Genomic DNA, 26,086 nt, shown 5'->3' with positions numbered 1-26,086 from the left:
CCCATCACGCCCACGACATGACACGAGGACGGAACCGTTCCATCACCCACGAACGGGCGACATCACATCACCAGAAACGGGACTTAACGCCCTCTCAGAACGCCCGTCTTCGTCAAGGCGGGTGGCATGCGAACTGGATTCTGGGACCGCACTGCCGGTTGGCATCGGCCGTACGCGGACACGGTGGGACAGTCTGGAGGTCACGCTGCTCGGGCACAGGCATCGATCGTGCGACCGAGGTCGGCGCGGCAGACTCCACCGGAACGATGCGATGGACTCCGTTTGCAGCGTTGTCGGTGAGTTCCGAGGGGATCTGCCCAGAGGGGACTGCGGGCCCGCACGCGGGCCGCCGCGTTGTGTCGGGCGTGACCACGTCGGCTCCTCTGCCTTACCGCGACCCTGTGCTTGACGCGCTGGAGGCCGCGTATCAGCTCGACGACATCGCCGAAATGCGCCGCCACTACATGGCCGCCGTCTGGCGTATGTTCCGCAGCGACCTTCACGAGGCCGTGCAACTACGCACCAAGCTCGCCCGATACGACGACCGGCTCAACCGGGCCTGGCGTGCGGAGATCGGCTACAGAGTGGCGTGAATGCTTCGCTTGGGCGCATCGAAGTTCTCGCACGGTCGGGAGAGGACACCGCAGCCACGTACACCTCTCCTCCTGAACATCGATACCGACGTCTGTAGAGATCAACCGCAGGAGCTCGGGCCGCCCGCAACCACCAGACGTAACCGTGCTGTGCTCCTCAGTTCCGCCGCTCCGCGCGCCGCCAGCCTCTGGCCACGGCGTCAGTACCCCCGCCGCCGAACGGCCATACCGCTCCCCCGACTCAACCGGCCGAGCGCCGCCGCCCCACTGAACAAAGTCGAAACGGAGATCACCCATGAGCACCCACGCCACCCCAATAGTCGAAAGCCCAACTCCGATGAGCGCCTACGAGGAGCAGGTGTGGGAAGCGCTCAACGAGCATTGGCAACGCCGCAACAACCGCCGCGGCCTGCCGAATTGGGCGAACACCGCGCTCAGCCGCACCGGCGAGGTCACCGGCAACGCCGTCGGCCGGATCAGAGGCGCGGTGCCTCAAGCGGTCAAGGAACCGATCCGGCGCGCGGGCGACGCGGTGGCGGCCAAGGCCGCGCGCCCGACCATCGAAGCTGTGATAGGACTGCTCGACCTGGTCAATGACTGGGCCCTGGACCTCAACGACCCGACGAGCGTCGAGGCTCTCGCCCGCAAGCGCGGTGTCGAACTCGACAGCTTCACCGAACTGCGGCAGCACGACCTCAAGATCTGCGACCGGCTGTTGACCCGCAACACGCTCAAGTGGCGGACCGTCGGCATGCTCGAAGGTGGCGCCATGGGCGCCCTCGCCCTGGTTCCCGTGGCGGGAATCCCGATTGCGCTCACTGCGGATTTCGCAGTCATCCAGGTCCTGAGCGCGTCGATCGCCGCGCGCATCGCCTACTCGTACGGCTACGACGCCAAAGACCCCGCCGAGCAGGAGTTCATCCAACGACTGGTCCGCCGCTCGTTCATGGCCCAGGCCGCGAAAGCCGAGCCGCTGCGCGACACTTCACGGGCATATAGCGCGATCAAGGGGCGGGTCAGGTGGTCGGAGAAACTCCGCACCGACCACCGTCTCATTGCGTCCCTTGAAAAGCTGCTCCAGCAACTCGGCCCGGCTGGCGCCAGAGTGCCTGTCAAAGACGTTGCCAAGGTCGTACCGGTCGTGGGCGTCGTGATCGGTGCCGGCGTTAACGCCACCGTGCTCGGCCGCGTGGCCGCGGATGCTCAGCGGTACTGCCAGACCCGGTTCCTGTGTGACAAGTACGGACTCCCACTGCCGGAAGCGCTGCATTCCGATGGAGATGAGGACCCGCTGTTCGACGCCTCGTAGGTCATCAACGCCCGTTTCGTTGCGCCAAGTTCGTCGGGTTGGCTGCGACGAACAACGCGCTCGAACGTGGTGGGAACCACCGTTCGGGAACATCAGCCGTACGTACGGCACTAGCCCGCGCCAGTTGCTGCCCATATCGGAACAAGACGCGTCGGGCTGTCCCGAACTCGCTGCCGACCGAGAATCTGGAGCCGGTTCTTTCTCAGCCGGTCCAAGTACCCAGATCAGAGCGTGGCTGAGCTGCAATCTGTGTCTTTCAACGCCGCGCCTGCACCAGTCAGTCGCACGGCCGGCAGGTCCACCAGTCGGGTCCTGGCGGTGGTGGGACAGTGCATCCCGCCCGAGAGCACATGCACCGATGGCAAGCGGCGCACGCCAGACGCGTTCGCCCCGAGCGCCGAAAGCCGCCGACGGACACGTTGTACGTACAAGGCTTGAATCTGGTTGGACCAACCCTCTCGACGGTCGTTCGGGCGGCCTTCTACAGTTCTGACTGACGGTGAAATTCCTTTGGGGATGAGGGATTTGCACGGCGTCAGGGGGGCTCGTGGGCGTGTCCGGTGCGTTCGAGGAGGCGGTGGCGGCAGCGGTCTCGCGCTTTGGCGAGGAGGTCAAACCCAAGCTCAGAGGCCCCGGTGGACCCGAAGATCAGTTGCGGGCACCGTTCGAGAGCCTGATCCAGGCGGTCAGTGACGCGATGGGGCTCAAGACGGTGATGCACGGCGAGGTCCCACTGGTTCATTTGGATGCCAGGCCGGACTACGGGGTGGACGTCGCTGATGCCTTGACCGGCTACGTTGAGCTGAAGAGACCGGGCCTCGGAGCGGATCCGGACCGTTTCACCGGCAGGAATGCCGTGCAGTGGAGCAAGCTGCGGTTGTTGCCGAACGTGCTGTACACGGACGGGAACGAGTGGGGTCTCTACCGCAGCGGACAGCTCGTGGGCGACCTGGCTTTGATGGTCGGCAAGGTTCAGTCTGCCGGCGCCAGGTTGGCGCCCCGTGACGGCAGTCTCGCGCGTCTGCTCCACGACTTCTTGACGTGGAAGCCGGTTGTGCCCCGGAACGTCGGGCAGCTCGTTCGCGCAGTGGCCAAGCTCTGTCAACTGCTGCGTTCGGAGGTGCAGCGGGCGTTGGAGTTGGAGGCGGCGGGCCGGCGTGCGCCGCTGCTCAGCGTGGTCGCGGAAGGATGGCGCCGGCTGCTCTTTCCCGGTGCCAGTGATGAGGCGTTCGCTGATCAGTACGCGCAGACCGTCACTTTCGCGCTGTTGCTGGCACGTGTCGAGGGCATCACGTTCGACGGCCGGGACGTCACGCAGATCGCCAGGCTGCTCGGTAAGCGGCATTTGCTGATGGGCAGCGCTCTGGCGGCCCTTACGGACGACGTGCTGTCGGGGCTGTCGACGACGTTGCAGACGTTGGTCCGTGTAATCGGTGCCGTCGACTGGTCTCGGCTTGATGACGGGAGCGGGGAAGCTTACCTGCGCCTGTACGAGGATTTCCTCGCCGTGTACGACCCGGAGCTGCGCAAGCAGACCGGCGCCTACTACACACCGAATGACGTCGTTCAGTTCATGGTGTCGTTTGTCGAGAACATCCTGCGCACCCGATTGCATCGGCCCCAGGGGTTCGCGTCGCCGGATGTCGTGGTCGTCGATCCCGCCATGGGTACCGGCACCTTTCTGCTCAACGTGATCGATCGCGCATCGCAGGTTGTTCGGGACGTGGAGGGTCCTGGGCAGGTCGGGCCGCGGCTGCGGGAGCTTCTCGGAGAGCGGCTGGTCGGCTTCGAGAAGCAGACCGGGCCGTACGCCGTCGCCGAGTTGCGTCTGTACGAGGCTCTCAAGCGCGCTGGGTCCGAAGCCCCCGCCGGAGGACTGCGCATCTACGTCACCGACACCTTGGCGAACCCTCGGGGCGACGCCGGGTGGCTGCCGCTGACCTACAAGGCGTTAGCCGAGTCACGCAAGAAGGCCGATCAGGTCAAGAACGACGAACCCGTGCTTGTGGTGTTGGGCAATCCGCCGTACGACGCGGTGACCGCCGGCGCCGGTGAGTGGATCGAACGCGGTGACCACGCGCAGGCCGAGCCGCCTCCGCTGGACGCCTTCCGGGCGGAGGGGAACGGACGATACGAATCGGTCCTGAGCAATCTCCATGCCTTCTTCTGGCGGTGGGCGACCTGGAAGGTCTTCGACCGCCACCCGGAACGCCCTGAAGGGGTGGTCGCGTTCATCACCCCGTCGGCGTATCTCAAGAGCACCGGGTTCGCGGGCATGCGCGAGTACCTGCGCCGCACGGCAGACGAAGGGTGGATCATCGATGTCTCACCCGAAGGCCACACACCGGACATCCCCACGCGGATATTTCCGGGAGTCCGCCAGCCGCTGTGCATCGGGATCTTCGTCCGCTCGGGTCCGCCGTCCCCGGAGACACCCGCCCGGATCCAGTACACAGCCGTCACGGGACGACGCGCAGAGAAGTTCGCTCAGCTGCACGCTCTGACGCCCGATGGAGACAACTGGTCAGACTGCGCCTCAGGCTGGCACGCAGCGCTGGTGCCCACCAGCAGCCGAGCCTGGGAAACCAGTCCTCTGCTCAGCGACCTCATGCCCTGGTCCTCACGCGGGGTCACACCCGGCAGGGTCTGGGTCTACGCACCCACCCCCTCGGCACTGACACGACGCTGGAATCTGTTCTTAGCGGCGGACACCGAGTCACGCCGCGAGATGTTCCGCGAAGCGCGCGACAGGAAGCTGACCACGGATGTCGCTCCTCTGCCAGGCGTGCCCGCACACCACGGCAACCTGGCGGACGAGCACCGGGCGCATCCGGCGCCGGTACGTGTCGCGTACCGGTCCTTTGACCGCCAGTGGCTCATCCCCGACAGCCGCCTTATGGAGGTACCGCGGCCGGACTTGTGGCGCGTACGCGGTGACCGCCAGGTCTTCGTGTCCGAGCAGAACGCCCATCCCGTCGCCGGCGGCCCTGGACTGGTGTTCACAGCTCTGATTCCGGACATGCACCACTACAACGGCCGCAGCGGTTGCGCCCGCCCGCTCTATCGCGATGGTGCCGGGAGCGCGCCCAATGTCACCCCGAAACTGCTTCAGGAACTGCGCCGCCGCCTCGGGATCGCCATCGACGAGAGCGATCTACTGGCGTATGTAGCTGCGGTAGCGGCCCATCGCGCTTACACGGAGTGCTTCGCCGAAGATCTCCAGGTCCCGGGAACGCGCATACCGCTCACCGCCGTTCCTGAAATGTGGCAGCGCGGTGTGAGCATCGGGCAACGCTGCCTCTGGCTCCATACCTACGGCGAGCGGTACATCGACCCTGACGACGGGCGGCTGGCCGGTCCCCCGATGCTGCCTTCATCGTCCAGGCCGTTGTGCCAGGTAGAGATACCGGACACCGAAGCCGGCATGCCTGAGGTGATCCGCTACGACCCTGCCACCGAAACCCTGCACGTAGGGGTCGGCCAGATCAGCCCTGTTCGCGCCGCGGCTTGGGAGTATCACGTCTCCGGCATGCCGGTCATCAAGAAGTGGTTCGGGTACCGCAAGAAGAGCCCCGCCGGGCGACGGCTCCTGCAACTGGACCGTGAAGTGGCCCGCACGTGGACCCCGAACCTGACGACGGAACTCCTGGAACTCCTCAACGTGCTCACCCTGCTGACTGAGCTGGAACCTCAGCAACGTGACCTCCTCGAAGAGGTCCGCACAGCGGACTGCATCACCGTTGATGACCTTGCCGGTGCCGGAGTGCTCCCTGTCCCTGTTCATGCGCGAAGACCTCTCCCACAGAGCCAGCAAGGGCTCTTCTGACGTAGATCGCACCGGAGGGGAAGGCACCCATTGCCTGACGAGCAGGCTCCTGAGCGGCTTACCGCTGCCGAGGTCGACGATTGGAAGGCCCACGCACGGCTGCGCCAGTATGCCGACGGTCAGGCGCTCATGAGCCAAGGGGTGCCCGCCGAACACGCACTGCTCCTGACCAGCGGGAGAGTGAAGGTGCTGTCGTCCTCCGACGACGGCCTGGACGTGGTGCTTGCCTACCGCGAACCGGGAGAGATCTTCGGCGAGATGGCCGTCCTGGACGGCGGGGTCCACTCGGCGACGGTGTACGCGATCGGGGCTGTGGAGGTGTGGGCCATGTCGCCGGAACGCTTTCTGGGCTTCCTGGAGCGGCAACCTCGTGTGTCGGTGGCGCTGTTGCTGGTGATGATCCGTCGTCTGCGGCAGGCGGATGCCCAGCGGCTGCGCTACCGCGCCCGCAGCGTGGTGGAGCGCGTGGCCGAGCGGCTGCTGCACTTGGCGGACCAATGCGGCGTGCGGACGCGTGCGGGGATCCGCTTGGAAATGCGACTGACCTACCCGGAGTTGGCGGCGGCGGTGGCTGCATCCCGGGAGTCCGCGGTCAAGGCGGTGGCGAGCCTGCGGACTGCGGGTGTGCTCGCTTCAGGGCCGGACCGGAGGTTTGTCATCACGGAGCCGGAGGTCATGCATCGGATCGCCTTCGAAGGCCTGAGAGATTCTCGGTGAGTGGGTAAAAGTACGCTGCACACGGCTGGTCCCTGCGGAAACCTGATGCATGCAGTCAGTGACTCTTCGAGTACGCAGGGGGAAAGCATGGTCGACATGCCGCCGTACCGCGCGCTGATCACCGTCGACGCGGAAAAGTTCTCGGCGACCAGCGACATCGCGATGCCGGACGTCCGCAAAGCCATCACCAGCGTGATGCGGACCGCGCTCGGCGACGTGGGGCTGGATTGGGACACCGACGTGGAGCGCTGCGATGACACCGGCGACGGCGTGATCGTCACACTCACCGACGAGCGCGCGCACCTGCTGGTGGACGCGGTCCACTACCTGAACCGGGAGCTGCGCAAGCGCGCGCTCCGGTTCGACGGCCCGCCGCTGCGGCTGCGGGCTGCGGTGCACTGCGGGCCGATCGACCCCGTCGATGGCTCGGGTGCCGCGAAGATCGAGGTGTGTCGGATGTCCGACGCCGAGGTCGGCCGCGAGGCGCTCAAGGCAACAGCATCGCGCGTCGCCCTCCTGATCTCCGACCAGGTATTCCGGACCGTCGTACGGGGGCAGGGCTACACGGAGACGGTCGAAGAAGGCATGTTCCACCGCGTCGACGCCGCCATCAAGAACGGCACGTTGCCGGTCTGGGTACATGTGCCGGCCAACGACTGGCGCCCCGCCGAGACGGCGCCCGCCGCAGGTCCCGCGGCGGCGCAGCAGCCGAACGCACCGACCACGCCGCCGCCCGCACCCCCGTCGCGCCCTGGACAGGTGCACATCGGAAACGTGACCGGCCCGTCGGTCGTGGCTGAGACGTTCAACGGCGGAATCAACCACACCACCAACAGCGACATCGTGCACGGGCACAAGGGCGACAACGTGTACGGCGACAAGCAGGTCGGCGGTGCCTGAGATGTTGGACGAAGCCATCGAAGCCCCTGGCGACGAGCCGGGGAACGCGCAGCTGCTCAGTGCTGACGATCTGCTGGGCGTCGAAGATGACGATGAGCTCTCCGACGATCCGGTAGCTCCTGTCCTTGGCTGGATGCGGGATGCTGCGGTGGGTGTGGGCTACGCCGGGTCTGTCGTCTTCGCCAATAAGGTATACGGCGACATCACCAGCACCGACGCGACTACGGCCCGTCCCGTCCGGCAGGTCCGAGCCGGTACCGTGCGGCGCGAGGAACTGGTTTTCGTCACACGTGTGTTCGTCGAACCACCCCGCTACCAGCACGCGCTTCGGATGATGGGCGCCCACCTGCTGATCGTCGACGACGCACCGCGCAGCGGCCGACGGACGCTGGCACTTCATCTGTTGATCGAACAAGAGCCGCGCAAGGTCACCGCCCTCGCGCCCGACTTCGACCTGGCGTCGCTGGACTCCGCCCGGCTCAAGCGCGGACGCGGCTACCTGCTTGAGGCAACCGCGCCTGACCTGCTGGCCGGCTACACACCCGCCGACATCCAGACCCTGGCCGACATCTTCAGTAACGCGGGCGCGCATCTGGTCATCACGACATCCGACGGACGGCGCAGCCTCCCGGGAGGCTGGCAGCCCTATCTGTTCGAGAGCACGGCACCGAGCGGCGACCACGTCGTGCACGAGTTCCTGAGAGATCGCCTCGGTAGAAGCTGGGCACAGGATTATCCCGATCTCGTGGACGAGCAAATCAACGAGATCGCAGCGGGGGCCCGGCCGGCCGACGCCGCCTCGCTGGCCGCCGACCTGGTCGGGGTGGCTCGCGGGTTCTACGGCAAGTCGCGCGTGCTCGGCACCTTGGGCAAGCACGGGCGCGACGCAGTCCGTGACTGGTTCGCGGAACACCCTCGTGTCGAGGACTGGGCGATGATGCTGGCCGCGGCGGTATTCGAAGGCCACGACTACGCGGTGGTGCATGAGCGCGCCGAGGCGCTGAGTCAGAGGCTGGACACCCGCACTCCGACAGCGCCGCAACACCACGGAACGGATACCTCGCCGCCGTGGGCGCCCGTCGCGCGCAGCAGCCGACTGGACGCCATCAACGCCGAGTGTGAGCCTCAGCCGTCCATTGTCAGCAACAGGTCGCTTAGCTATCGGATCGATGCGGTGCGCTTCAGCGCACTGCATTGGGGGACCTCGGTGCTCGACCACTTCTGGTCGGAGTACCCCGACCTCAGGGAGCCGCTGTTCGACTGGCTGGCGGCGACCCCGGCGCGCCGTGACCTGCACAAAGTCGCGGGTGTGACAGCCGGCCGCCTCGCCGGAGCAGGCTCCGGCTTCCACACGCTGCGCCCCATCCGCAGTTGGGGACGCCTGGACCGGCACCGACAGGAAATGGCGGCGATCGCCCTGGGCATCGCGGCCGAAGACCCCGTCACGGCAACCCAGGTCCGTCACCTGCTCAACAGTTGGAGCAGCGCCAAGGCGTCACCCGAGCTGCGGTGGACCGCCGCACGCGCGTACGGCGGCCCGTTCGGCGAAAGCTTCCCGGAACTGGCGTTGACGCGCCTTCTGCGACTGGCGCACACCGCCGACGCCGAGGTGATGACCGAAGCGACCACCAGCATCCGGAGACTGTGCCGCTCGGTCATCGAACTGGTAGATGCGGTGCGGCAGCTCAACCAGCCGTTCAGCGTCGAACCCCACGGGTACACGACCGTGGGCACCCTGATCAGGCGTCTCCTCGGAGCCGAGCAACAAAGCCGCGGACCGGTACTCACCGCGGAGGTGATCGCCCTCCTGCGCGACCCCGACGGAAAGACGGAGAGCATCGCGCTTTTCCGCAAGCTGGCGTCCGAGCCAGGCGGCTACGACGCCGTCCATCAACTGGTGACCGGTTGGCTCGCTGCGACAGCCGACCCGAAACAGCGTGACGAAGCCGAACTGGTCCGCGACCTACTGGCCGAACTGTTTGCCGGCAACCGCCGCGCCGGCATGGAACGACTGGCGTACGACGTCATGCGCCTCGCATTCGACGGCGGCAAGGTGAACTTCGAGGTCCTACGGCCGGCCATCGACACCTTTGAAGAGCCCCTGCCGACGCCGGGAGGCACTCCGTGACGCCCTCAGGACTGCTCACGCCGGTGGTCGGTTCCCGACTCGTCGCGTACCTCAAGTACCGCTTGTCCCAGCACCGTACGCACGCGTTGGTCCCGGTCACCGATACGACCGACAAACGTGGCGAGCTGGCCGCCTTGCGCGGCGCACGCGACGCCTACTGGGTTCATCTCGGCGAGCGAACGGCCGACTTCGCCTGCCAGGTGGGGGCTTCAAGCAGCCACCTCGGGCAAGCCGTGGACGTCAGCGTCGTGTGGTGGGTGAACGACCCACACGTGGTCGTCGACAGGCGCGTGGTCGACGCCGTGCCCTACGTACGCCGCGACATCCAGCACCGTCTGACGGCCTACGCTGCCGACCGATCATGGCCATCGACAATCGCCATGCAGGAAGAATGCAACGCGCTTCTGCAACCACCGGCAACCCTGGACGCGGTCGGCATCGGATACGGACACGTCCATGTCGACGTCACCGATCCGGCAATGCCCGAGGTCCGCAAGGCCGAGCTCGATGACGTTCGTTGGAGCTCGGACGTGGAACTCGAGCGCCAACAGCTCGAACGACTGCGGTTGGACTACTACCAGCGCCTCGTCCAAGACGGTCCCACGGCGTTGTTGGCCTACTGGCTCCAACAACGCCCGCACGACATCCGGGACATCATCGACTACGCGCGGCAGCTCCCGCCACCGCCAAACCCCATGGAGGAAACCGACGCCCAGCTCACGAAGTTGATGACCGAGATGAGCAACTTCGACCGCCAGCAGGTACGCAAGTGGGTCTCGGTGGCGATGGCTCATTCCGGCCCGTCCATGGAGAACGTGCTGCGCGAGCTCGGGTTCCTCGGTCAGAACGGCAAGGCGGCCGACCCGCTGGACGAGGAACAGCCATGGCCGTGACGCGACACCGAACCGTCCCCAGACGAGACCGCGAACTCGCCTCAGCCCTCCACGCCGTCGACGACTTCAGCCGCTGGATCGAGAACGCTGACGCCAAGGCCGCGCACCTGGCAGCAATACTCGGGACGCTCGCGGCCGGACTCCTCAGCCAGTCAGCCAGAGTCAGCGCAACATGGCACTACGCCGCAACTGGCAACCCGACACCGGCGATCCTGCTCGCCCTCGTCCTCATCCTCCTGTCGGCATCGATGATCGAAGTCACGCTCGCCCTGCTACCGAACACCACACCGTCCGGCCCGACCCGTCTGTCGTTCCCGTGGGTGGCCGAGCAGAGCGCTTACGTGGCGGGGCGCGGTATCCAGACGCGTGAGGCTTGGTCGCACGCGCAACTCTTGGCACGCAGGGCTCGGACCAAGTTGCTCCACGTACGCCGTGGCGTCGGCGCCGTCGCCGCATCAGCAGTGCTGTTCATAACATGGTGGGTCGTGATCTTGTCTTTCGACGCTCAACAGTGAGGCAGCTCCCACGGGGGCGCTACCCCCACGACAGGTGGTGGGAGCGTGGTGGGAGCGGGCGTTCGAGACCATGCCGTGGACGCGTGGAGCTGCCCCGTGTTCAGGAGTCGCGCATAGTGGGACAAGACATTTGAAGACCCACTGAACGCACGGTAAGGGGCCGTTGACTAGGCAACTCTTAATCAGCGGGTCCGGGGTTCGAGTCCCTGGCGGCGCACCAAGTCCAAGGCCACCCATGTCTGCAAAAAGCGCAGACTGGGTGGCCTTGGTCATTTCTGCGCGACTTCGTCGCGCGTGGCGGGGGCTTCGCCACCCGCACCCCCCTTGTTCCGTCTCGTGGCACTCCGTCTCGCGGTGGGGGGCATCGCTTCGCTTGCCCCTTTGGGGGTGAGTTCTTGAGGTTGGGCTGCGGGTGGCGGCATCGCTTCTGAATGGGCATCGCTTCGCTCGCCCTTCTGGGAGTGCAATTCTTGAGGTTGGGCTGCGGTGCGGCGGATCGACGGGAGCGGTCACGCTCGTCGCCAGGGGGCGTCGCATCTACGGGCTGGCGGCGTCGCTTCGCTCGCCGCTTTGTGAAAGAGATGCTTGAGTTCGGCCTGCGGTGAGACGGATCGACGAGGGTGTCTCGCTCATCGCCACCGGATTTCCCCCGGCGGTCCTGCAGCGCAGCGTGCTCGCCGGGTCAGGCCCGCGCGGGCGCGCCCGGATGCGGCAGGTGACCGGGCCGGACCTGATGCTCGACCTGCTGGCCCGCGTGGTGGAGCGCGGATGGGCGCCGTACTTCTACGGCGGCGCGGAAGGCGTGCCCGAGATGTTGGCGAACCACCTGGGCCTGCGGTTCCCCGGCCTCAAGGTGGTCGCACCATTCGTGCGTTCGGGCCGGCAGCGCTCCTGGGCCCCATACCCCGCCCGTCACCCGGCTTCGGCGCGATCATGCGGCCACGACACCCCGTGACACACCCACTGTCGGTCTGGCGGCAGAGGGCCCGTCCCGTGGGGCATCGACCCACCGGGTACTCGTCGCGAACCGGCTGCCGGCACTCGTGCGTTGCGCCGCGTACGCCCTGAGCCGCCGCTCGCGCGTCGTGGTTGGACTTGGTCGGAACAGCGGCGCGGCCTGGTAGTTGGACATGTATCGCTGCCGAGGTGGTCTTCCGTAAGCGCGGTGCACGGACCAGTCGGGGCCTCGGCTGTCCCCGGGGTCCGCCCGACAGCGCCTCCGGTCCCCGCGCCCGGGCCTGTCACCCGGCCCCGGCACGTTCGCGCGGCGGCCCGTCCCCGTCGGCGTCGACCCGTCGTGGCACAGTCTCCGCTTCATCGCACGAACCTGGCGTCGACGCCGATGCGTTGCCCGTGTATGACTCGGACCACCGCCATCCCGTGTCGCGGCTTCGGCTTGGTCGGCGCAGCACAGTGTGGCGTCTCGGGCGACGGGCGTGTGGGGGTGGGGGATTTTGGGGGTGCGTGCAACGTGGGTGGGGTGGGAGTGGGTTTGGGCTGGTAGGGAGGTGCGGATTGAAACCTGACGACGCAGCCGCGTTCCACGAGTTTGTGCGGTCGCAGTGGCCGCGGTTGGTGCGGACCGCGTACTTGATGACCGGCGACTATGCCGAGGCCGAGGACGTGGCGCAGACCGCGCTCGCCCGGGCCGGAGCCGCGTGGCGACGGATCCAGGCGACCGAGCGGCCGGACGCGTACGTCCGCCGCATCCTCGTCAACTGCAACAACAACCGGTTCCGCCGGAAACGGCCGGCGCTGGTGTTGGCGGAGAGACCCCCCGACGCGGCCGGGCCGGATCCGACGGTACGCGTCGATCAGCGGGACGCGTTGCGCGTCGCGCTGCTCAAGTTGCCGCCCCGGCAGCGGGCCGCGGTCGTCCTGCGCTATTGGGAGGACCTGCCGGAGGCGGAAGTGGCCCAGGCCATGGGCTGCTCGGTGGGGACGGTCAAGAGCCAGGCGGCGCGCGGCCTTGCGAAGCTCCGCGAAGACCCCGCACTTGCGGACAGCGCACCGGCGCCGGGGACGACCTGGCGATGAGCGCCGGGCTGGAAGACAGGAGGGAAGAGCACCATGAACATGCCTGACCGCAGAACGCCTGGCGACCCCGCGGAAGATTGGCTGCGTACGCAACTCACCGCCCAGGCAACGGACATCCCCGTCATGCCGCCGGACATCGCGCGCATCGACGCGCGCCGCCGCGGCATCCACAGGCGTCGTGCCGGATGGGCTGCGTGTGCCGCCGCCGTGGCCGCGGGCGCGGTGGTGACCGCGGTCGCTCTGGCGGGCGGTGGGGAGCGGCGAGAGGTGGCGACGCCGCCGCCGTCGACACTGCCGACCGCGTCGTCCGCGCCCGGCACGGAGGCGCCGACCCCGGTCGTCCCCGGTCCCCCCGGGACCACGAGCCAGCCGGGGGGCACCACGGCGTCCGGCAACCCGAACCCACAGGACACGCCCCGGGGTTCGCCCCAAGGCACCCCTCAGGGCACCTCCGGGACCACTCCCACGAATGGCGGGACCGGCACGACGGGTGCGACCAACACGATCGCCGCCTGCACGCCCGACGTCCTCGGCGTCTCCGCCTCGAAGGAGCCCGCGGACGCCACTGAGGTCAGGCATCTGCTGCTCACCGTCCAGAACGCCGGCGACAAGCCCTGCAATCTGTACAACTACCCGCACGTGCTGCTCGGCGACGCCCGGACCACTGCTCCGGTGATCGAGGAGAGCAACGCGGACCCGGGGAAGCCCGTCACTCTCGCACCGGGCGCGGAGGCGTACGCCGCCATGGTCCTCAACGGCCCCATGGACGAGTACGAGGTGAAGTCCATCTCCCTCACGCTGCACGGGTCCAAGCTCGGCACCAAGGCGGGCAAGGCCGTCGACGTCCCCATGCCCGTCGCCACGCTGTACGCCAACGACTTCCAGCGCGTGACCTATTGGACGACCGCACCCGGCTTCGCCCTGGACTTCGTCATGTCGAAGTGACGCGTGCCCGCTGGAGCGCCGGTGCTCCAGGTGGCTGCCATCCGGCGACGCGACATCGCCGGGGCCGTCCCGTGTGCCGGTTGCGGACACGGATGGTCCCGGCGCAGACCCCGGAGTTCGGGTACGTGCCAACCCGCGGTTCAGCGAACCTTCGTCGTAGGTCCGACCCGTCGCGTGTGGCGTCCGGACAGCCCGCTAACGTTCCTCCGATCACCGGCGTCCAAATGTTCCGACGGGGCCTGCGGCTCCCGGGAACGCAGAGTGACAGGCGGTGTTTCACCAGTGAGACCGGTCGCGACGCCGACCTGTGGGCATCGTAAGGAGACCCCAACGTGGCAACCGCGCCGGCGGGCGAGAGACGCACGCCCTCGCCGACCCCTGCACCCGTACGCCTCGACTCGCTCACGGGGCTTCGCTGGTTCGCGGCTCTGGCTGTCTTTGCCTTCCATGTGTCCGACCGGGCACCATTGCCGCACCTCTACACAGTCAGCCAGTACGGCGACGCCGGGGTGTCGTTCTTCTTTGTGCTCTCCGGGTTCGTTTTGACCTGGTCGTTCTCACCCTCGGTGCCCCTTGGGACCTTCTATTGGCGGCGGTTCGCCAGGGTTTGGCCGCTCCTGCTCGTGACATCGTTGCTGGCCATCTGGGCCCTGCGTGAAGACGTATCGGCGGTGTGGGGGAAAGTGCTGCTCTCCCTCGGGTTGCTGCAGGCATGGCTGCCGGCCGGCGATGTCTTCGGCAATCCCGTTGCATGGACCTTGTCCTGTGAGGCGTTCTTCTACCTGCTGCTCCCCTTCGTCGCCCCACGGCTCATCGGGCGTTCCCTGCGCACGCTCGCGGTCTTCGCACTCGTCGTGATCGCGGCGATGTGGGCCTACCGGTACTTCACGTTCGAGTTGTTGAATCCGACGGAACATCGGACGAGGTTGCAGATCGTGCGTTTTCCGGCCGGCCGTTTCCTCGAGTTCCTGCTCGGCGTCAGCGCCGCCGCAGCAGTGCTCGGCGGCTGGCGGCCGCGGCTCCGACGCCGACACCTGCTGGTGGTCCTGGGCGGGCTGCTCTACGGGCTCGACTGGTTGCACCGGCAGCCGTGGACCGTCGCGAGTTGGACGATCCAAGCGATCGCACCGTTGTTCGCGCTGTTGATCGCGGTGTCCGCGGTCGCCGATGTGCAGGGGCGGCGCTCGTGGCTGTCTTCGTCCACGACCGTGGCCCTCGGCACGTGGTCGTACGCGTTCTACCTGGTCCACATCCTCGTGATGGACGGCTTGACCGACACGGTTGTGTACTCGCCGAAGACGACGTGGTCCAACCTGGCCCCCGCCATGGTGTGGTTGGTGCTGTCGGTCGTGGCATCGGCTATCGCATACCAGTACCTGGAGAAGCCATGCGAGAAACGTCTGCGGCGGCTGTCGGAGCAGCGGCCGTCGGCGACTCCGTCCGTGCCGGGGCAGGTCGTTCGGGAGTCGGATCCTCCGCGACGCGTTGCGGCATCTGGATGAGGACGGCGAGGCCGAGGGCGACGACCAGCCAGAAATGTACGCCGATGCGGTCCACATCCCCCATCGCGGGGTGCAGGGCGAGCGGCAGAACCGTGCACAGCGCGACCGCGATCCAGACAATGCCGAGGCGGCGGAACGCGAGCCCCAGGCCGACGAGGCCGATCAGCGCCAGGCCCGAGCCCATGTTCCAGTTGGGAACGGCTTGGAGCCAATCCGACCAGAAGGTCTGGTTGCCGTCCCACAGCCGGTCGTAGACGTCCGGGGGCATGGGCTTCTGGAAGTGCGCCCCGTAGAAGTCATGCAGGCTGTCCTTCACCCCCGGCAGGCCGAGCGCTGCACTCACCGCCATGTGTGCGGCGCCGGTGGCCGCGCTCACGGAGGCGACCCAGAGAGCGCGCACGCGGAGGGCACCGACGGCGGTCAGCGCGAGGATGATCGAACCTGCGGCCAGCCCGGCCACCACGGCTTGGCCTGACGAGGACCGCGACAACAGTGCCCACAGAAGGCCAAAGACCAGCAAGGCCAGGCATGGATACCGGCGGCCCTTGAGTGCCTTGGCTGCGCCCGCCAGGGCAATGAGTATGCCCAGCAAGGCGGTTCCTTCCGACAGCATGCGGGTCGACCAGTATCCGGTCGGCAGGATGTAGAAGAAGAACTCGGCGAGAAGTGCGTGGGGCTTCGACATTCCCATGGACCTTGCGGCCCCGTACATGGCGACACCGCAGGCCGCTGAGATGAGGAAGCTCGCAACCGCGAAGCCAGGTGGCCCGAGCACCTTGAGGAACGGTGCGGTCAGCAGCGGATACAGCGGCCGAGCGGTGAATATCGCATGGTAGGGGTCCGGGAAGTCCCAGCTCTCCCCGACGTATTCGCGACAGTCGGCCTTCTCTGCCTTGGAAATCTCGTCCATCCGGCGCAGGTCGCCGCAGACGAAGTCCATCGCCTTGCCGCTCACGTCCTCGGACTCGCCTGTGAACCGCAGCGCTTGCTGGTAGTAGTGCATCGTGTCCGGATACGTCAGCACCCGCTGGTTGTTCCACATCACCAACGACAAGGCGAAGGCGACGATCACGGCGGCAATGATCCCGACGGCCGGAATCCCCCGTATTGCAGACTTCATTTCCCTCTCCTGAACCAAACGTTCCGGACGCACTCGGCCGACCCCGCGCTGTACCTCAGACGACGGCGGTCCAGGACGACATCCGACCGCTGTCCGCATCCGAACGCGCCACGTGGAGACGGCCGTCGACGCCCACGACGGCGGCAACCAGGCGTCCTCCCCCATCCCGAGCCACGGCGGGCGAGTGCAGCAGAACAGGGCCACCACTCATCCAGTCCACCGCCGCGTCGTGCTGCAAGTCATGCCACCCCACGCTGACGTTGCCCCGGCCGTTTCGGCACGCCAGGCCCGTACGGCCGCCTTCCGCAGCCACCGCGGCCACCGGGCCGAAACCGCCGTCCCCGCCGAGCCACTGCGGTTGCAGGTCCCACCCGCCGCGCGGTTCGAGCTGGGTGTACAGGAGCACCCACGCCGACTGGGGCTGGCGGACGATCAGCCGGAGGCGGCCGTCGTCGCCGCGGATCGCGATCGGCGGCCCCGCCGGCGCGGCGACGTGCAGCTTCCCGACCCGGAACGGCCCGCCGGAATCCGGCTGGTACCAGCGGACGATGCCGTCCGCGGAGCTGCCGAAGACCTCGATGCGGTTGTCGGCCGTGGTCACCGCGGCAAGCCCGTCCTGGATCCCGCCCCCTTTGTGGTCGGTCCACGGCCCCCACTGGCCTCCAGGGTCGAGGCGCCGACCGCTCAAACCGGTGCCGGTATTACGCACGAAGACGTGCACCCCGCTGTCGACCGCAACCGCCGCGGGCATCCCCATCCCGCGCGCACGCCCGGGTTGGACGTCGGTGCCGTCCGCCGGATTGCCCAGTTCCGCCCACGGCGCGAAGGGGCCTCCAGGAGCCGTCTGGGCCGCGACGACAAGGGCACGCCGCTGTTCGACCGGAGCACGGCCCAGGGTCATCCGCACGCCGAAGACGTGGAAACGTCCGTCTCGCGTACAGGTCACGGCCAGATGCGGAAGCAGCGGCCCACCGCCGAGCGGCACCGGCGCGGCGAAGCGGCCGTCGCGGTCGGCCGCCCACATGACCGCCTCACCGCCGACTACGGCGAACGCCGCCAGTCTCCCGTCGGGAGCCGCACACAGCCAGGAGGCATTGCCCGGATACCGGTGCGTTGTGCTCTGCGCCCAACCCGTGCCGGGAGCTCCAGCGGCGACCTTGAGGTCACCACAGCCCTCCGGCGCGCCGCAGTCCGCGCCGTCCGCCCATCCGTAGACGTCCAGCAGCCGCACCTTCTCGCGGAAGGCGATGCCGTCCAGGTTGTAGGGCCAGCGCTCGTTGACGTAGCCCCGGTAGCTCTCGACCGCCGCGCCACCGCCGCCACGCCCGTTGACAGTCTGTACCGCAGCCCACGAGAACAGCGCCACCGCGGTGTGGTCCTGGTGGTCGGCGAAGTCCTCGAAATCCGCGTGCTGCCTGGTGGCGGGGTTTCGGTCGTCGTGCTTCAAGTGGTCCGGGTCCGGGTCCAGGGTGCGGATCACGGTCGGCTTGAAGCGCTCGATCAGCGCGGCAAGGCCCTCGATCAGCGTTTCGCGGCTGTAGGTGTACGGCCGGGTGGCCGGGCCGGAGCGGAACGCCATGGTCGGGATCGCGGCGGTCTTGCCCTCCCACAGCTCGCGGGGGCGTCCGGTGCCGGCAGTGCCGCTGCGGGTGCCGTCCTGCCACAGATTCAGGAAGACGAGCCGCACGTGCGGGGCGGCCGTAAGCGTGGCCAATTCCGCGATCGGGCCTCCGGGCATCGGCAGCGCTTCGCGCGTCCACGGGCTCTTGCGGTCGCCGACCGCCATCTCGGCGTACGCGGCGCGCAGTCCCGTCTGCCGGGCCGCGCTGTAGCCGGGGAAGTCGACCGGCACCGTGGCTCCGTCGTCCCCGGCGCGGTTGTTGCGGCCGTCCGTTTCCCCGCAGGTGACGCATACACCGATCAGCTGTTCACCGCTGCGTATCGCCTGCTGAATGTCCGGATTGAGGAAATACAGGTCGTCGTCGGGGTGCGCCACGATGTGCAGATGCGTGGCGGCGGTCTTGTCCGGCGGGGCCGTCGAGTTCTGCGGATTCGTCGAGTCCTCCTCGCCGCGCGTCGACACCCAGATGCCTGCGGGCACACCAATCGCAACCGCTCCTCCCACGGCCGACAGGGCCACGAAGTTGCGGCGTGTCATCTGTGCCACAGGCACGCCTTTCCTCACCAGTCAATGCCCTGAACATGGCCCGCCCATGTCCTGGCGCGGCACACTGCAAAACCAGGCAGAACGCGGGGGATGCCGACCCGTCGGCAATAGGCACGACCGGCAGCGGTCATACTGTACGCGCTGGCCCTGAGTGGCTTCTATACGCCTGCCTCTCGGGGATACCGGACATACCTGGACCGACGACCGGGAGAGCGGCACGTGTCAATTGGGGACGCAGAATCGGCCTCGGCCGCCCGTGGCGGCGTCGGCGGCGCGGACGCACCGAAACTGGTGGTCCGCAGCAATTCGGAGCGTTCCCGCGCGGTTCATCTGTACCGCCGATTCGTCCCGGACGCGCTGCGCTCCAAAGTGGCCGAGTCCGTCTCCCCCCAGACCCGCACCCGGATCGTGACCGGCGTCGGAACGGCGGTGCCCCGTGCCGCCTCGGAGGTACGGCGGCGCGCGTTCCAGGTCCGGCACGCCCAATACGTCTCCGCGCCCGGGCGGATCCTCCTCGCGGACGCCGGCGCGCTACGCGTCGCCGAGCTCGTGCCCACGGTGTCCCCGTTGGGGGCCCAGCGCCGCAACCTGGACCGGGTACGCGCCGCTCTCGAAACCGCGGGCGTGCCCTATTTCTGCGTCCGCGGGCACGCACCCCACGCGTCGGTGGTTGCGGTACGCGAGTCGCACCGGCGCTCTGCCCTGGTCGCCGTGCGCCAGGCATGCGGGCAGACGCCGGGGTATGTGTCCTTGCTTCGCGCCGCCGCGAAGACGTTTGCGACCGCGACACCGGGCTTCGAAGCAGCCGTCTGGGCCGCCGCCGAACGGGCTTCCGTCATACGGCTCTTCTGGCTGCAGGCAGCGGACCCCGCCGGGAATCTGGTCTTCGGCGAAGACTACGGCTGCGACATCGAGTTCTGGCGCGAGGACAGCGGCATGCTCGTCGCTCCACGTCCGAACCGCGTCGCGGACGCGGTTCCGGCGGGCACCCGAATAGTGGACGCCGAGGAGGCCCTGACCACACCTTGGGCGCCCCGTGGCGACCGGGGGCGGAGCCGGCCGATTCCCGAGGAATTCGACCTGCCCCTCACCGATGACATCACCTTCCCCGTCGATGCCGTGTACACGTGGGTGGACGGCAACGACCCCGCGTGGCGGGCCCGCCGCGACAAGGCGCTCGCCGACGCCCGGGGCTCCACGGTCCTCAACGGGCAGGCGGCGAACGACGCCCGCTACCGCGACCGTGACGAGTTGCGGTATTCGCTGCGGTCGATCGACATGTACGCCCCCTGGATCCGCACCGTCTACCTGGTCACCGACCGCCAGACCCCGGCCTGGCTCGACACCGACCACCCCCGCGTCAAGATCGTCGACCACCGCGACATCTTCACCGACCCCGACGCGCTACCCACCTTCAACTCCCACGCCATCGAGTCCCAGCTCCACCACATCGACGGACTCGCCGAGCACTTCCTCTACTTCAACGACGACGTCTTCCTCGGACGCCCCGTCACCCCCGCCACCTTCTTCCACGCCAACGGACTCGCCAAGCACTTCACCTCACCGTCCCAGGTACCGCTGGGCCCGCCCGCCGCGGACGATCCGCCGGTCGTGTCCGCGGGGAAGACGAACAGGGCCCTGGTCACCGCGATGTTCGGACGGGTCCCCGTGCAGAAGTTCAAGCACGCGCCGCACCCGTTGCTCCGCAGCGTTCTTGCGGAGATCGAGGAGCGGTTCCCGGCCGAGCACACGGCCACCGCCGCACACCGGTTCCGCGACCCGTCCGACATCTCGGTGACGTCGTCGCTGCACCACAACCACGGCTTCCTCACCGGCCGTTCGGTGCCCGCCGAGATTGCGTTCGCGTACGCGGACCTCGCCGCCCGGCATACGCCCCGACGACTGAACCGGTTTCTGGAACAGCGGGCGCTGGACGCGTTCTGCCTCAACGACACCGAGTCGGAACTCGTCTCGCTGAAGTCTCAGGTCGCCCTGCTGACATGGTTCCTGGAGGCGTACTTCCCGGTCGGCGCGGAGTGGGAGCGCTGACGCCTCCGGCGGATCACACAGACCGGAGGGAGTCCCGGGCCGCATTGTTGCGTTCCGTGCCCCTCTCGAACTGACTCGCCACGGGGAAATACTCGGTGAGGAAGGCGTGGATCACGCGAGCCTGTTCGTCCGCCGGGACGTCGCCGTCGTGGTAGTCGTTCAGGCAGAAGACGTCGTGGGGCCGGGCCGACAACAGGCGGGTGAGCCGCTTCTGCTGCTCGCGCAGACCGACGTTGACGAACCCGCAGGAAATCGCTCCGGGCACGCTTCGGCCGGTCAGGAACGCATAGTAGTGGTGCAGCGACGAGGCGATCGAGATGTCGCCGTGGCTGCGCAGGGGCGAATGCGCGGTGCGCGTGGCAGCGTCGGCGAACTCGGTCTCCAGGTCGGCGAGAACGCTGCGGCGCAGCGGGTGCGGGGTGTGCAGGAACGCGTTCACCAGCGTCCTGCCGAAACGCTCCGCGATGAGCGCCCGGTTGTTCTTGGCCGCGCTCATGTTGAACTCGTCGTCCGCGGCGACCGGCGTCATCGGGACCGTCGTCGGTGAGGTGAAGTGCTTGGCGAGTCCGTTGGCGTGGAAGAAGGTGGCGGGGGTGACGGGGCGTCCGAGGAAGACGTCGTCGTTGAAGTAGAGGAAGTGCTCGGCGAGTCCGTCGATGTGGTGGAGCTGGGACTCGATGGCGTGGGAGTTGAAGGTGGGTAGCGCGTCGGGGTCGGTGAAGATGTCGCGGTGGTCGACGATCTTGACGCGGGGGTGGTCGGTGTCGAGCCAGGCCGGGGTCTGGCGGTCGGTGACCAGGTAGACGGTGCGGATCCAGGGGGCGTACATGTCGATCGACCGCAGCGAATACCGCAACTCGTCACGGTCGCGGTAGCGGGCGGAGCCGTTCGCCTCGGCCGCGGGCGTGAGGCCGTTCGCGACGAACATCTTGTTGCGACGTTCGTTCCATGCGGGGTCGTTGCCGTCCACCCACGTGTACACCGCGTCGATCGGGAAATCGATCGAGCTCACCAGGGTCCGCGTGAACGGCTCGGCAGTGGATACGTCGCGGCCCGCCACCTCGAGGAGCGCGGGAGTCAGGGACTCCTTGGGCAGGATGCGGCCCAGTGTCGTCGCGGCAGGGTTCTCGAGATCCCGGCCGTCCTCCGAGTCGCTCCAGAAGGAGACAGTGGTCCCGTACACCCCGGCGAACCGCACGGTGCCGTTGTCGGTCATGACCGGCTGGAAGACCCGGATGCCTGATGGCGCCTTCAGCAGGTTCCACGCCCCCAGGGTCCCGGCCATGGCGGTCTTCATGACGCCGCCACCCGCGTTCAGCGCCGCGACATAGACCGCCTCGTCGGCATATCGCTCGGCAACCGCGTCCAGCACCTGCTGGCGGTACTCCTCCGCAACGCCGACCTGGTGCCGCAGGTTGCCGTCGTTGAAATAGATGTACGGGATCCCGGACTTCTCCAAGACGTCCAGAACCAAGTGCAGGTTGCGGTCGATGACATCGGCGGCCGACAGGTGATCGGCGACCAGGCACACCTGCCCGCCATGGCGGCGCAGGTTCGGGTGGAGTGCCTCGATGCGGACCTGGTGGGCCTTGTAGCTGAAGCTGGCGATTCGGCGCGTGCCGTGGGAGGGCACGGCCGCGAGCACGACGTTTCCTCCCGAGGTGCCTGCCAGGTGCCGCGCGAACCGGTCGGCTTTGGCGTCCGCGCTGCCGGGCAAGGCGGCCTGGGCGGCCACCTCGCCGAAAAGCGATTCCCAAGCCGCCCCTACACGGTCGGGAGAGAGCTCGTCCAACGTCTCCAACGCGGCGGTTCCGAACTGGTTCCGGAGTTCCTCGTCGCCCATCAGGCGGGCGAGCGCGGCGGCGAGCCCGTCAACGTCGTCCAGCGCGACGAGGAAACCGTCGACCCCGTCGCGGATCAGCTCGGCCGGGCCGTTGGGACAGTCGTACGCAACACACGGGAGACCGGCGGCTTTTGCTTCCGTCAACACGAGCGGGAACGCCTCGACCCTGGAGGTCAGCAGGCAGATCGACGCCCTCGCCCACTCCTCGTCCATGCGCGGCGCGTTGCCGAGCAGGTGGACGTTGTCGTTGAGCTCCAACTCGTCGACCAGGTTGCGCAGTTCCGACAGTTTGGGTCCTTCGCCGTAGACGCGCAGAGTCCACTCGGGAAAGGTGTCCGTGAGCTGCCCAAAGGCGCGGATCGCGTGATGGATCTGCTTCTCCGGCACCATTCGTCCGGCCATCGCCACGACCGGGTTGACCCGGGTCGAACCCGGGCGGAAGCCACCGGGAACCGCGTTGGGGATGGTCGCCAGGTGGGGTGCCAACTCCCCGAACGTCTCGGCAAACCAGGTTCTCGTGGGCTCGGTGAGCGCCACCAGGGCGTCGAGTGCCGGGGCATAGCGCAGCAGCGGTTCCCCGCTGATTCCCCGCAGTTCCGAGACCCGGTGTTCCTGATGCACCGTCTTGACGCGCGAAGGGACCAGTTGCACGGCCAATGCCATGAGCGCGGGCGTGGGCGTCACCACGATGTCGGCGTCGGTTTCCCTGAGCAGACGCTCGAGTTCGAGGTCGGACAGGCGGTTGAAAACCGCCTCCCACGCGGGTTCGACGTAGCGGCTGGGCAAGGCGGCAAGCGAAACACAGTCGTCCGCACCGAGGGAGCGGGCGGCGACAGGTCGGGGCGCCGCCGCGTTCGTGGCGTCGATCAGGTGGCGCAACCGCACGCCGTCGGGTATCGCGAAGAACTGACGGGCGCGCGTCCGGAAGACGCTGACGACCTCGACCTCGTGCCGGGCTGCCATCAGCGCGGCCTGGGTCAGCACGGCGCGCTCCGTGCCACCCATCGTGTCGGCGCTGGTCAGCAGGTACTGAATCTTCACGAGGGAGCTCCGGGGCGGGCGGCGGCGACGAGGGTGCAGCCGATGCGGAATTGGTGGCGGGAACTGTAGTGCGGTCGGACGCGGACCAGAGCCCCGCCCTTGGTGGCGACCAGAAGCTTCCTCATGCGGAAGATGCGCCTGGGCATGCGAACGATGTCGAGTTCCCGGGTCAGAAGCACGCGTTTGCCGTCGCGCAGCCGGGCATGCAATTGCCAGACCCGCTCGCCCGCCCCGGCACCGCTGATCAATGCGTCGAATGGAACCTCGATGGTGACGAGGTGCGATGTGCCGGGTTCAGGCGTGGCTGTGCGGGTGACGCCGTCATGCGTGAACTCCACGGCAGTCGGCCGTGCCCGCGTCAGGCCGACAGCCCGGAATGTCAGACGTGCCCCGCCGTGCCGAAGCTCGAACCGCACCATCTCGGCCCGAGGCTCCGGGTCGGCGACCGCGATGCGGAGCAGACCGAGAGGACTCAGCCGGATCTGGTTGCGCCGACCGGTCAGACCACTCGCCAGGGGCGTCTGGGTGGGTCCGCCGGCGACCGTCGGGCCGAGCGGCCCCTCGAGGTCGAAGGCGCGCAGGCGCTGCCCTTTCGCGGTGACCAGGACCAGTGCCCGCCATCGGCCGGCGGACAGGTCGACGCCGTCCGCTTGCGGGCCGAGCAGCGTCGTCGCCGCCACCTGGACCTCGTCGGGACTGATCTGCTTCAGGCGCAGCGGTACCCGGTGGTGGCTGCTTCCACGCACCAGGAACAGGGAGGCGGCATCCGCCGCCATCTCTTCCCGGAGCGGAAGAACGGCCTGCAGGTTGAGCGAGTGGCCGTCGAGCACCGACGCGTGCAGTACACGGCCGCGACCCTCCCCCGCGACCGGGTGCACGACCTTGTGGACGACCGCCGATCGCGCTTTGGCCACCTGGGGCCGCACCCGCTTGTCCAACATCTGCTGGGTCTTCACCGGCAGTACATCCAACGCGATACGAGCCGAGTCTCGTGTCACACGCAGCGCGTGCCGGGGTCTCACCGTGGCCGTCCTCAGGAGGTCGTGCCGCTTCCGAGTGCTCGGCACCCGAAAACGACGGCATGAGGCACCCCGCAATGCGGCGGCGCGCCTGGAGTGCCGCGAAGTTAAATCGCATGGCGCCGACACCGTTTCCCGGCATCAGGCCTGGCCGACCCGCCCAGGTTAACCGGTTCCTTGGCGGCAGCCGGTTCTACGGCCATCAGAGATGGTAAACAACACTGCCCGCGAATCGAAAGTCACGGTGATCGGGTGCGGTCTGCCGGGTAAACGGTCGCCGAGAACAGGAACCACAGGCATGCATGCAAATACGGAGTGTTATCGCACTCCGTTGGTTTGTTGCCATAAGGAGCGAAACGGCGACTCTGAAGACTTTGGTCGCTTTGCGCCCTTGCCTGAGGCCGCCCCCGCCGACCGGCCCTTCGTCCTGGTCGCCACAAGCCCGATTTGTTCGGTGTTGCGGAAACCCTGGCGGTCAGCCGGGGTCCACCTGGCGTTAACCTGGTCTGATGAGTTGGCTGGTTACCGGTGGCGCCGGATATATCGGCGCGCATGTCGTGCGGTCGCTGCAGTCCGCGGGGTTCGGCGTGGTTGTGCTGGACGATCTGTCGACCGGGTCGGCGGACCGGGTGCCCGAGAGCGTGCCGCTCGTCGTGGGCTCGGTGCTCGACCGCGCGCTGCTCGACACCGTGTTGGCGACCCACGGCGTCGACGGGGTCGTGCACGTGGCCGGCAAGAAGCGCGTCGACGAGTCGGTGACCCGCCCGCTCTTCTACTACGAGGAGAACGTCGAGGGCCTGCGTACGCTGCTCGACGCGGTGGTCGCCGCGGGTGTACGCCGCATCGTGTTCTCCTCCAGCGCGGCCGTCTACGGCATGCCGGACGTCGACTTGGTCGACGAGGACGTCACCTGCCGGCCGATCAACCCGTACGGCGAGAGCAAGCTCGTCGGCGAGTGGCTGATCCGGGCCGCCGCCACCGCACACGGCATCGCGTACGCCTCGCTGCGCTACTTCAACGTGGCCGGCGCGGGCGCCCCCGAGCTGGCCGACACCGGCGTCTTCAACCTGATCCCGATGGTCTTCGAGCGTCTGCGCGACGGCGCGGCGCCGCTCATTTTCGGCAACGACTACCCGACGCCCGACGGTACGTGCGTCCGCGACTTCATCCACGTGCAGGACCTCGCCGAGGCGCACGCCGCCGCCGCCCGCCGCCTGATCGACGACCCGGAGGCGGCCCTGACGCTCAACGTCGGTCGCGGCGAGGGGACATCGGTCCGTGCGATGGTCGACCTGATCCGCGCCGAGACCGGCCACGAGGACGTGGTCGCCGCCGTCCGGCCGCGCCGCCCCGGCGACCCCGCGCGCGTGGTGGCCGCCGCCGACCGCATCCGGCGCGAGCTGGGCTTCGAGGCGAGGTACGGCCTGCACGACATGGTGGCCTCGGCGTGGCGGGGTTGGGCACCCCAGCCTGTCACCTGAC

Annotated in this window: 17 protein-coding genes; 14 read left to right on the top strand and 3 right to left on the bottom strand. The window is 68.0% G+C overall.

Translation table 11 applies throughout. The features are described from left to right. Positions 1 to 401 precede the first annotated feature (401 nt). The 12 genes from ACWD12_RS23210 (at position 402) to ACWD12_RS23155 (ending at position 15,365) form a co-directional block, all read left to right on the top strand. Positions 402 to 593 carry a hypothetical protein gene (locus tag ACWD12_RS23210; RefSeq protein WP_450101116.1) on the top strand — a complete coding sequence of 64 codons (192 nt, stop codon included), beginning with the start codon at positions 402 to 404 and terminating at the stop codon, positions 591 to 593. Positions 594 to 930: 337 nt separating this feature from the next. Further along, positions 931 to 1,902, top strand: coding sequence for an EcsC family protein (locus tag ACWD12_RS23205; protein ID WP_450101115.1), 972 nt, complete (start codon positions 931 to 933; stop codon positions 1,900 to 1,902). Between the two features lie 547 nt (positions 1,903 to 2,449). After that, positions 2,450 to 5,728, top strand: coding sequence for a type ISP restriction/modification enzyme (locus ACWD12_RS23200; RefSeq protein WP_450101114.1), 3,279 nt, complete (start codon positions 2,450 to 2,452; stop codon positions 5,726 to 5,728). A gap of 30 nt (positions 5,729 to 5,758) precedes the next feature. Next, positions 5,759 to 6,445 carry a Crp/Fnr family transcriptional regulator gene (locus ACWD12_RS23195; protein ID WP_450101113.1) on the top strand — a complete coding sequence of 229 codons (687 nt, stop codon included), beginning with the start codon at positions 5,759 to 5,761 and terminating at the stop codon, positions 6,443 to 6,445. Positions 6,446 to 6,532: 87 nt separating this feature from the next. Then, a complete protein-coding gene (locus ACWD12_RS23190; protein WP_450101112.1) occupies positions 6,533 to 7,345 on the top strand; it encodes a hypothetical protein in 813 nt (270 codons plus the stop codon). 4 nt (positions 7,346 to 7,349) lie between these two features. Next, positions 7,350 to 9,473, top strand: a complete 2,124-nt coding sequence (locus ACWD12_RS23185) for a hypothetical protein (RefSeq protein WP_450101111.1) — start codon at positions 7,350 to 7,352, stop codon at positions 9,471 to 9,473. Further along, on the top strand, positions 9,470 to 10,366 hold the full coding sequence (locus tag ACWD12_RS23180; protein WP_450101110.1) for a hypothetical protein: 897 nt from the start codon (positions 9,470 to 9,472) through the stop codon (positions 10,364 to 10,366). Before ACWD12_RS23185 ends, ACWD12_RS23180 begins: the two co-directional genes overlap by 4 nt. Further along, positions 10,363 to 10,881 carry a hypothetical protein gene (locus ACWD12_RS23175; protein ID WP_450101109.1) on the top strand — a complete coding sequence of 173 codons (519 nt, stop codon included), beginning with the start codon at positions 10,363 to 10,365 and terminating at the stop codon, positions 10,879 to 10,881. The genes ACWD12_RS23180 and ACWD12_RS23175 overlap by 4 nt, the downstream gene beginning before the upstream one ends. A gap of 601 nt (positions 10,882 to 11,482) precedes the next feature. Beyond that, positions 11,483 to 11,836: a WecB/TagA/CpsF family glycosyltransferase gene (locus ACWD12_RS23170; protein WP_450101108.1), complete on the top strand. Its 354-nt coding sequence runs from the start codon at positions 11,483 to 11,485 to the stop codon at positions 11,834 to 11,836. Positions 11,837 to 12,396: 560 nt separating this feature from the next. Beyond that, the gene (locus ACWD12_RS23165) at positions 12,397 to 12,918 is read left to right on the top strand and encodes a SigE family RNA polymerase sigma factor (protein WP_450101107.1); all 522 of its coding nucleotides are present in this window, start codon (positions 12,397 to 12,399) and stop codon (positions 12,916 to 12,918) included. A 33-nt stretch (positions 12,919 to 12,951) separates the two neighbouring features. After that, positions 12,952 to 13,863, top strand: coding sequence for a DUF4232 domain-containing protein (locus ACWD12_RS23160; protein WP_450101106.1), 912 nt, complete (start codon positions 12,952 to 12,954; stop codon positions 13,861 to 13,863). A gap of 332 nt (positions 13,864 to 14,195) precedes the next feature. Continuing rightward, on the top strand, positions 14,196 to 15,365 hold the full coding sequence (locus tag ACWD12_RS23155; RefSeq protein WP_450101105.1) for an acyltransferase family protein: 1,170 nt from the start codon (positions 14,196 to 14,198) through the stop codon (positions 15,363 to 15,365). Positions 15,366 to 16,540: 1,175 nt separating this feature from the next. Here the strand turns inward: ACWD12_RS23155 and ACWD12_RS23150 are convergent. Then, the gene (locus tag ACWD12_RS23150; RefSeq protein ID WP_450101104.1) at positions 16,541 to 18,586 is read right to left on the bottom strand and encodes a PIG-L family deacetylase; all 2,046 of its coding nucleotides are present in this window, start codon (positions 18,584 to 18,586) and stop codon (positions 16,541 to 16,543) included. Positions 18,587 to 18,871: 285 nt separating this feature from the next. On the opposite strand from ACWD12_RS23150, the gene ACWD12_RS23145 reads away from it, so the two are divergent. Then, on the top strand, positions 18,872 to 20,701 hold the full coding sequence (locus ACWD12_RS23145; RefSeq protein WP_450101103.1) for a stealth conserved region 3 domain-containing protein: 1,830 nt from the start codon (positions 18,872 to 18,874) through the stop codon (positions 20,699 to 20,701). Between the two features lie 13 nt (positions 20,702 to 20,714). Here the strand turns inward: ACWD12_RS23145 and ACWD12_RS23140 are convergent, their stop codons facing one another. Next, complete coding sequence (locus ACWD12_RS23140; RefSeq protein WP_450101102.1) at positions 20,715 to 23,585, bottom strand: stealth conserved region 3 domain-containing protein; 2,871 nt, start codon at positions 23,583 to 23,585, stop codon at positions 20,715 to 20,717. Then, positions 23,582 to 24,541 carry a hypothetical protein gene (locus tag ACWD12_RS23135; RefSeq protein WP_450101101.1) on the bottom strand — a complete coding sequence of 320 codons (960 nt, stop codon included), beginning with the start codon at positions 24,539 to 24,541 and terminating at the stop codon, positions 23,582 to 23,584. Before ACWD12_RS23135 ends, ACWD12_RS23140 begins: the two co-directional genes overlap by 4 nt. A gap of 572 nt (positions 24,542 to 25,113) precedes the next feature. Between ACWD12_RS23135 and galE the strand changes: the two genes are divergently transcribed. Further along, positions 25,114 to 26,085, top strand: coding sequence for a UDP-glucose 4-epimerase GalE (galE, locus tag ACWD12_RS23130; RefSeq protein WP_450101100.1), 972 nt, complete (start codon positions 25,114 to 25,116; stop codon positions 26,083 to 26,085). Position 26,086 lies beyond the last annotated feature (1 nt).

It is taken from the genome of Streptodolium elevatio, from assembly GCF_053592165.1.
This window is presented reverse-complemented; position numbering and strand designations above follow the sequence as displayed.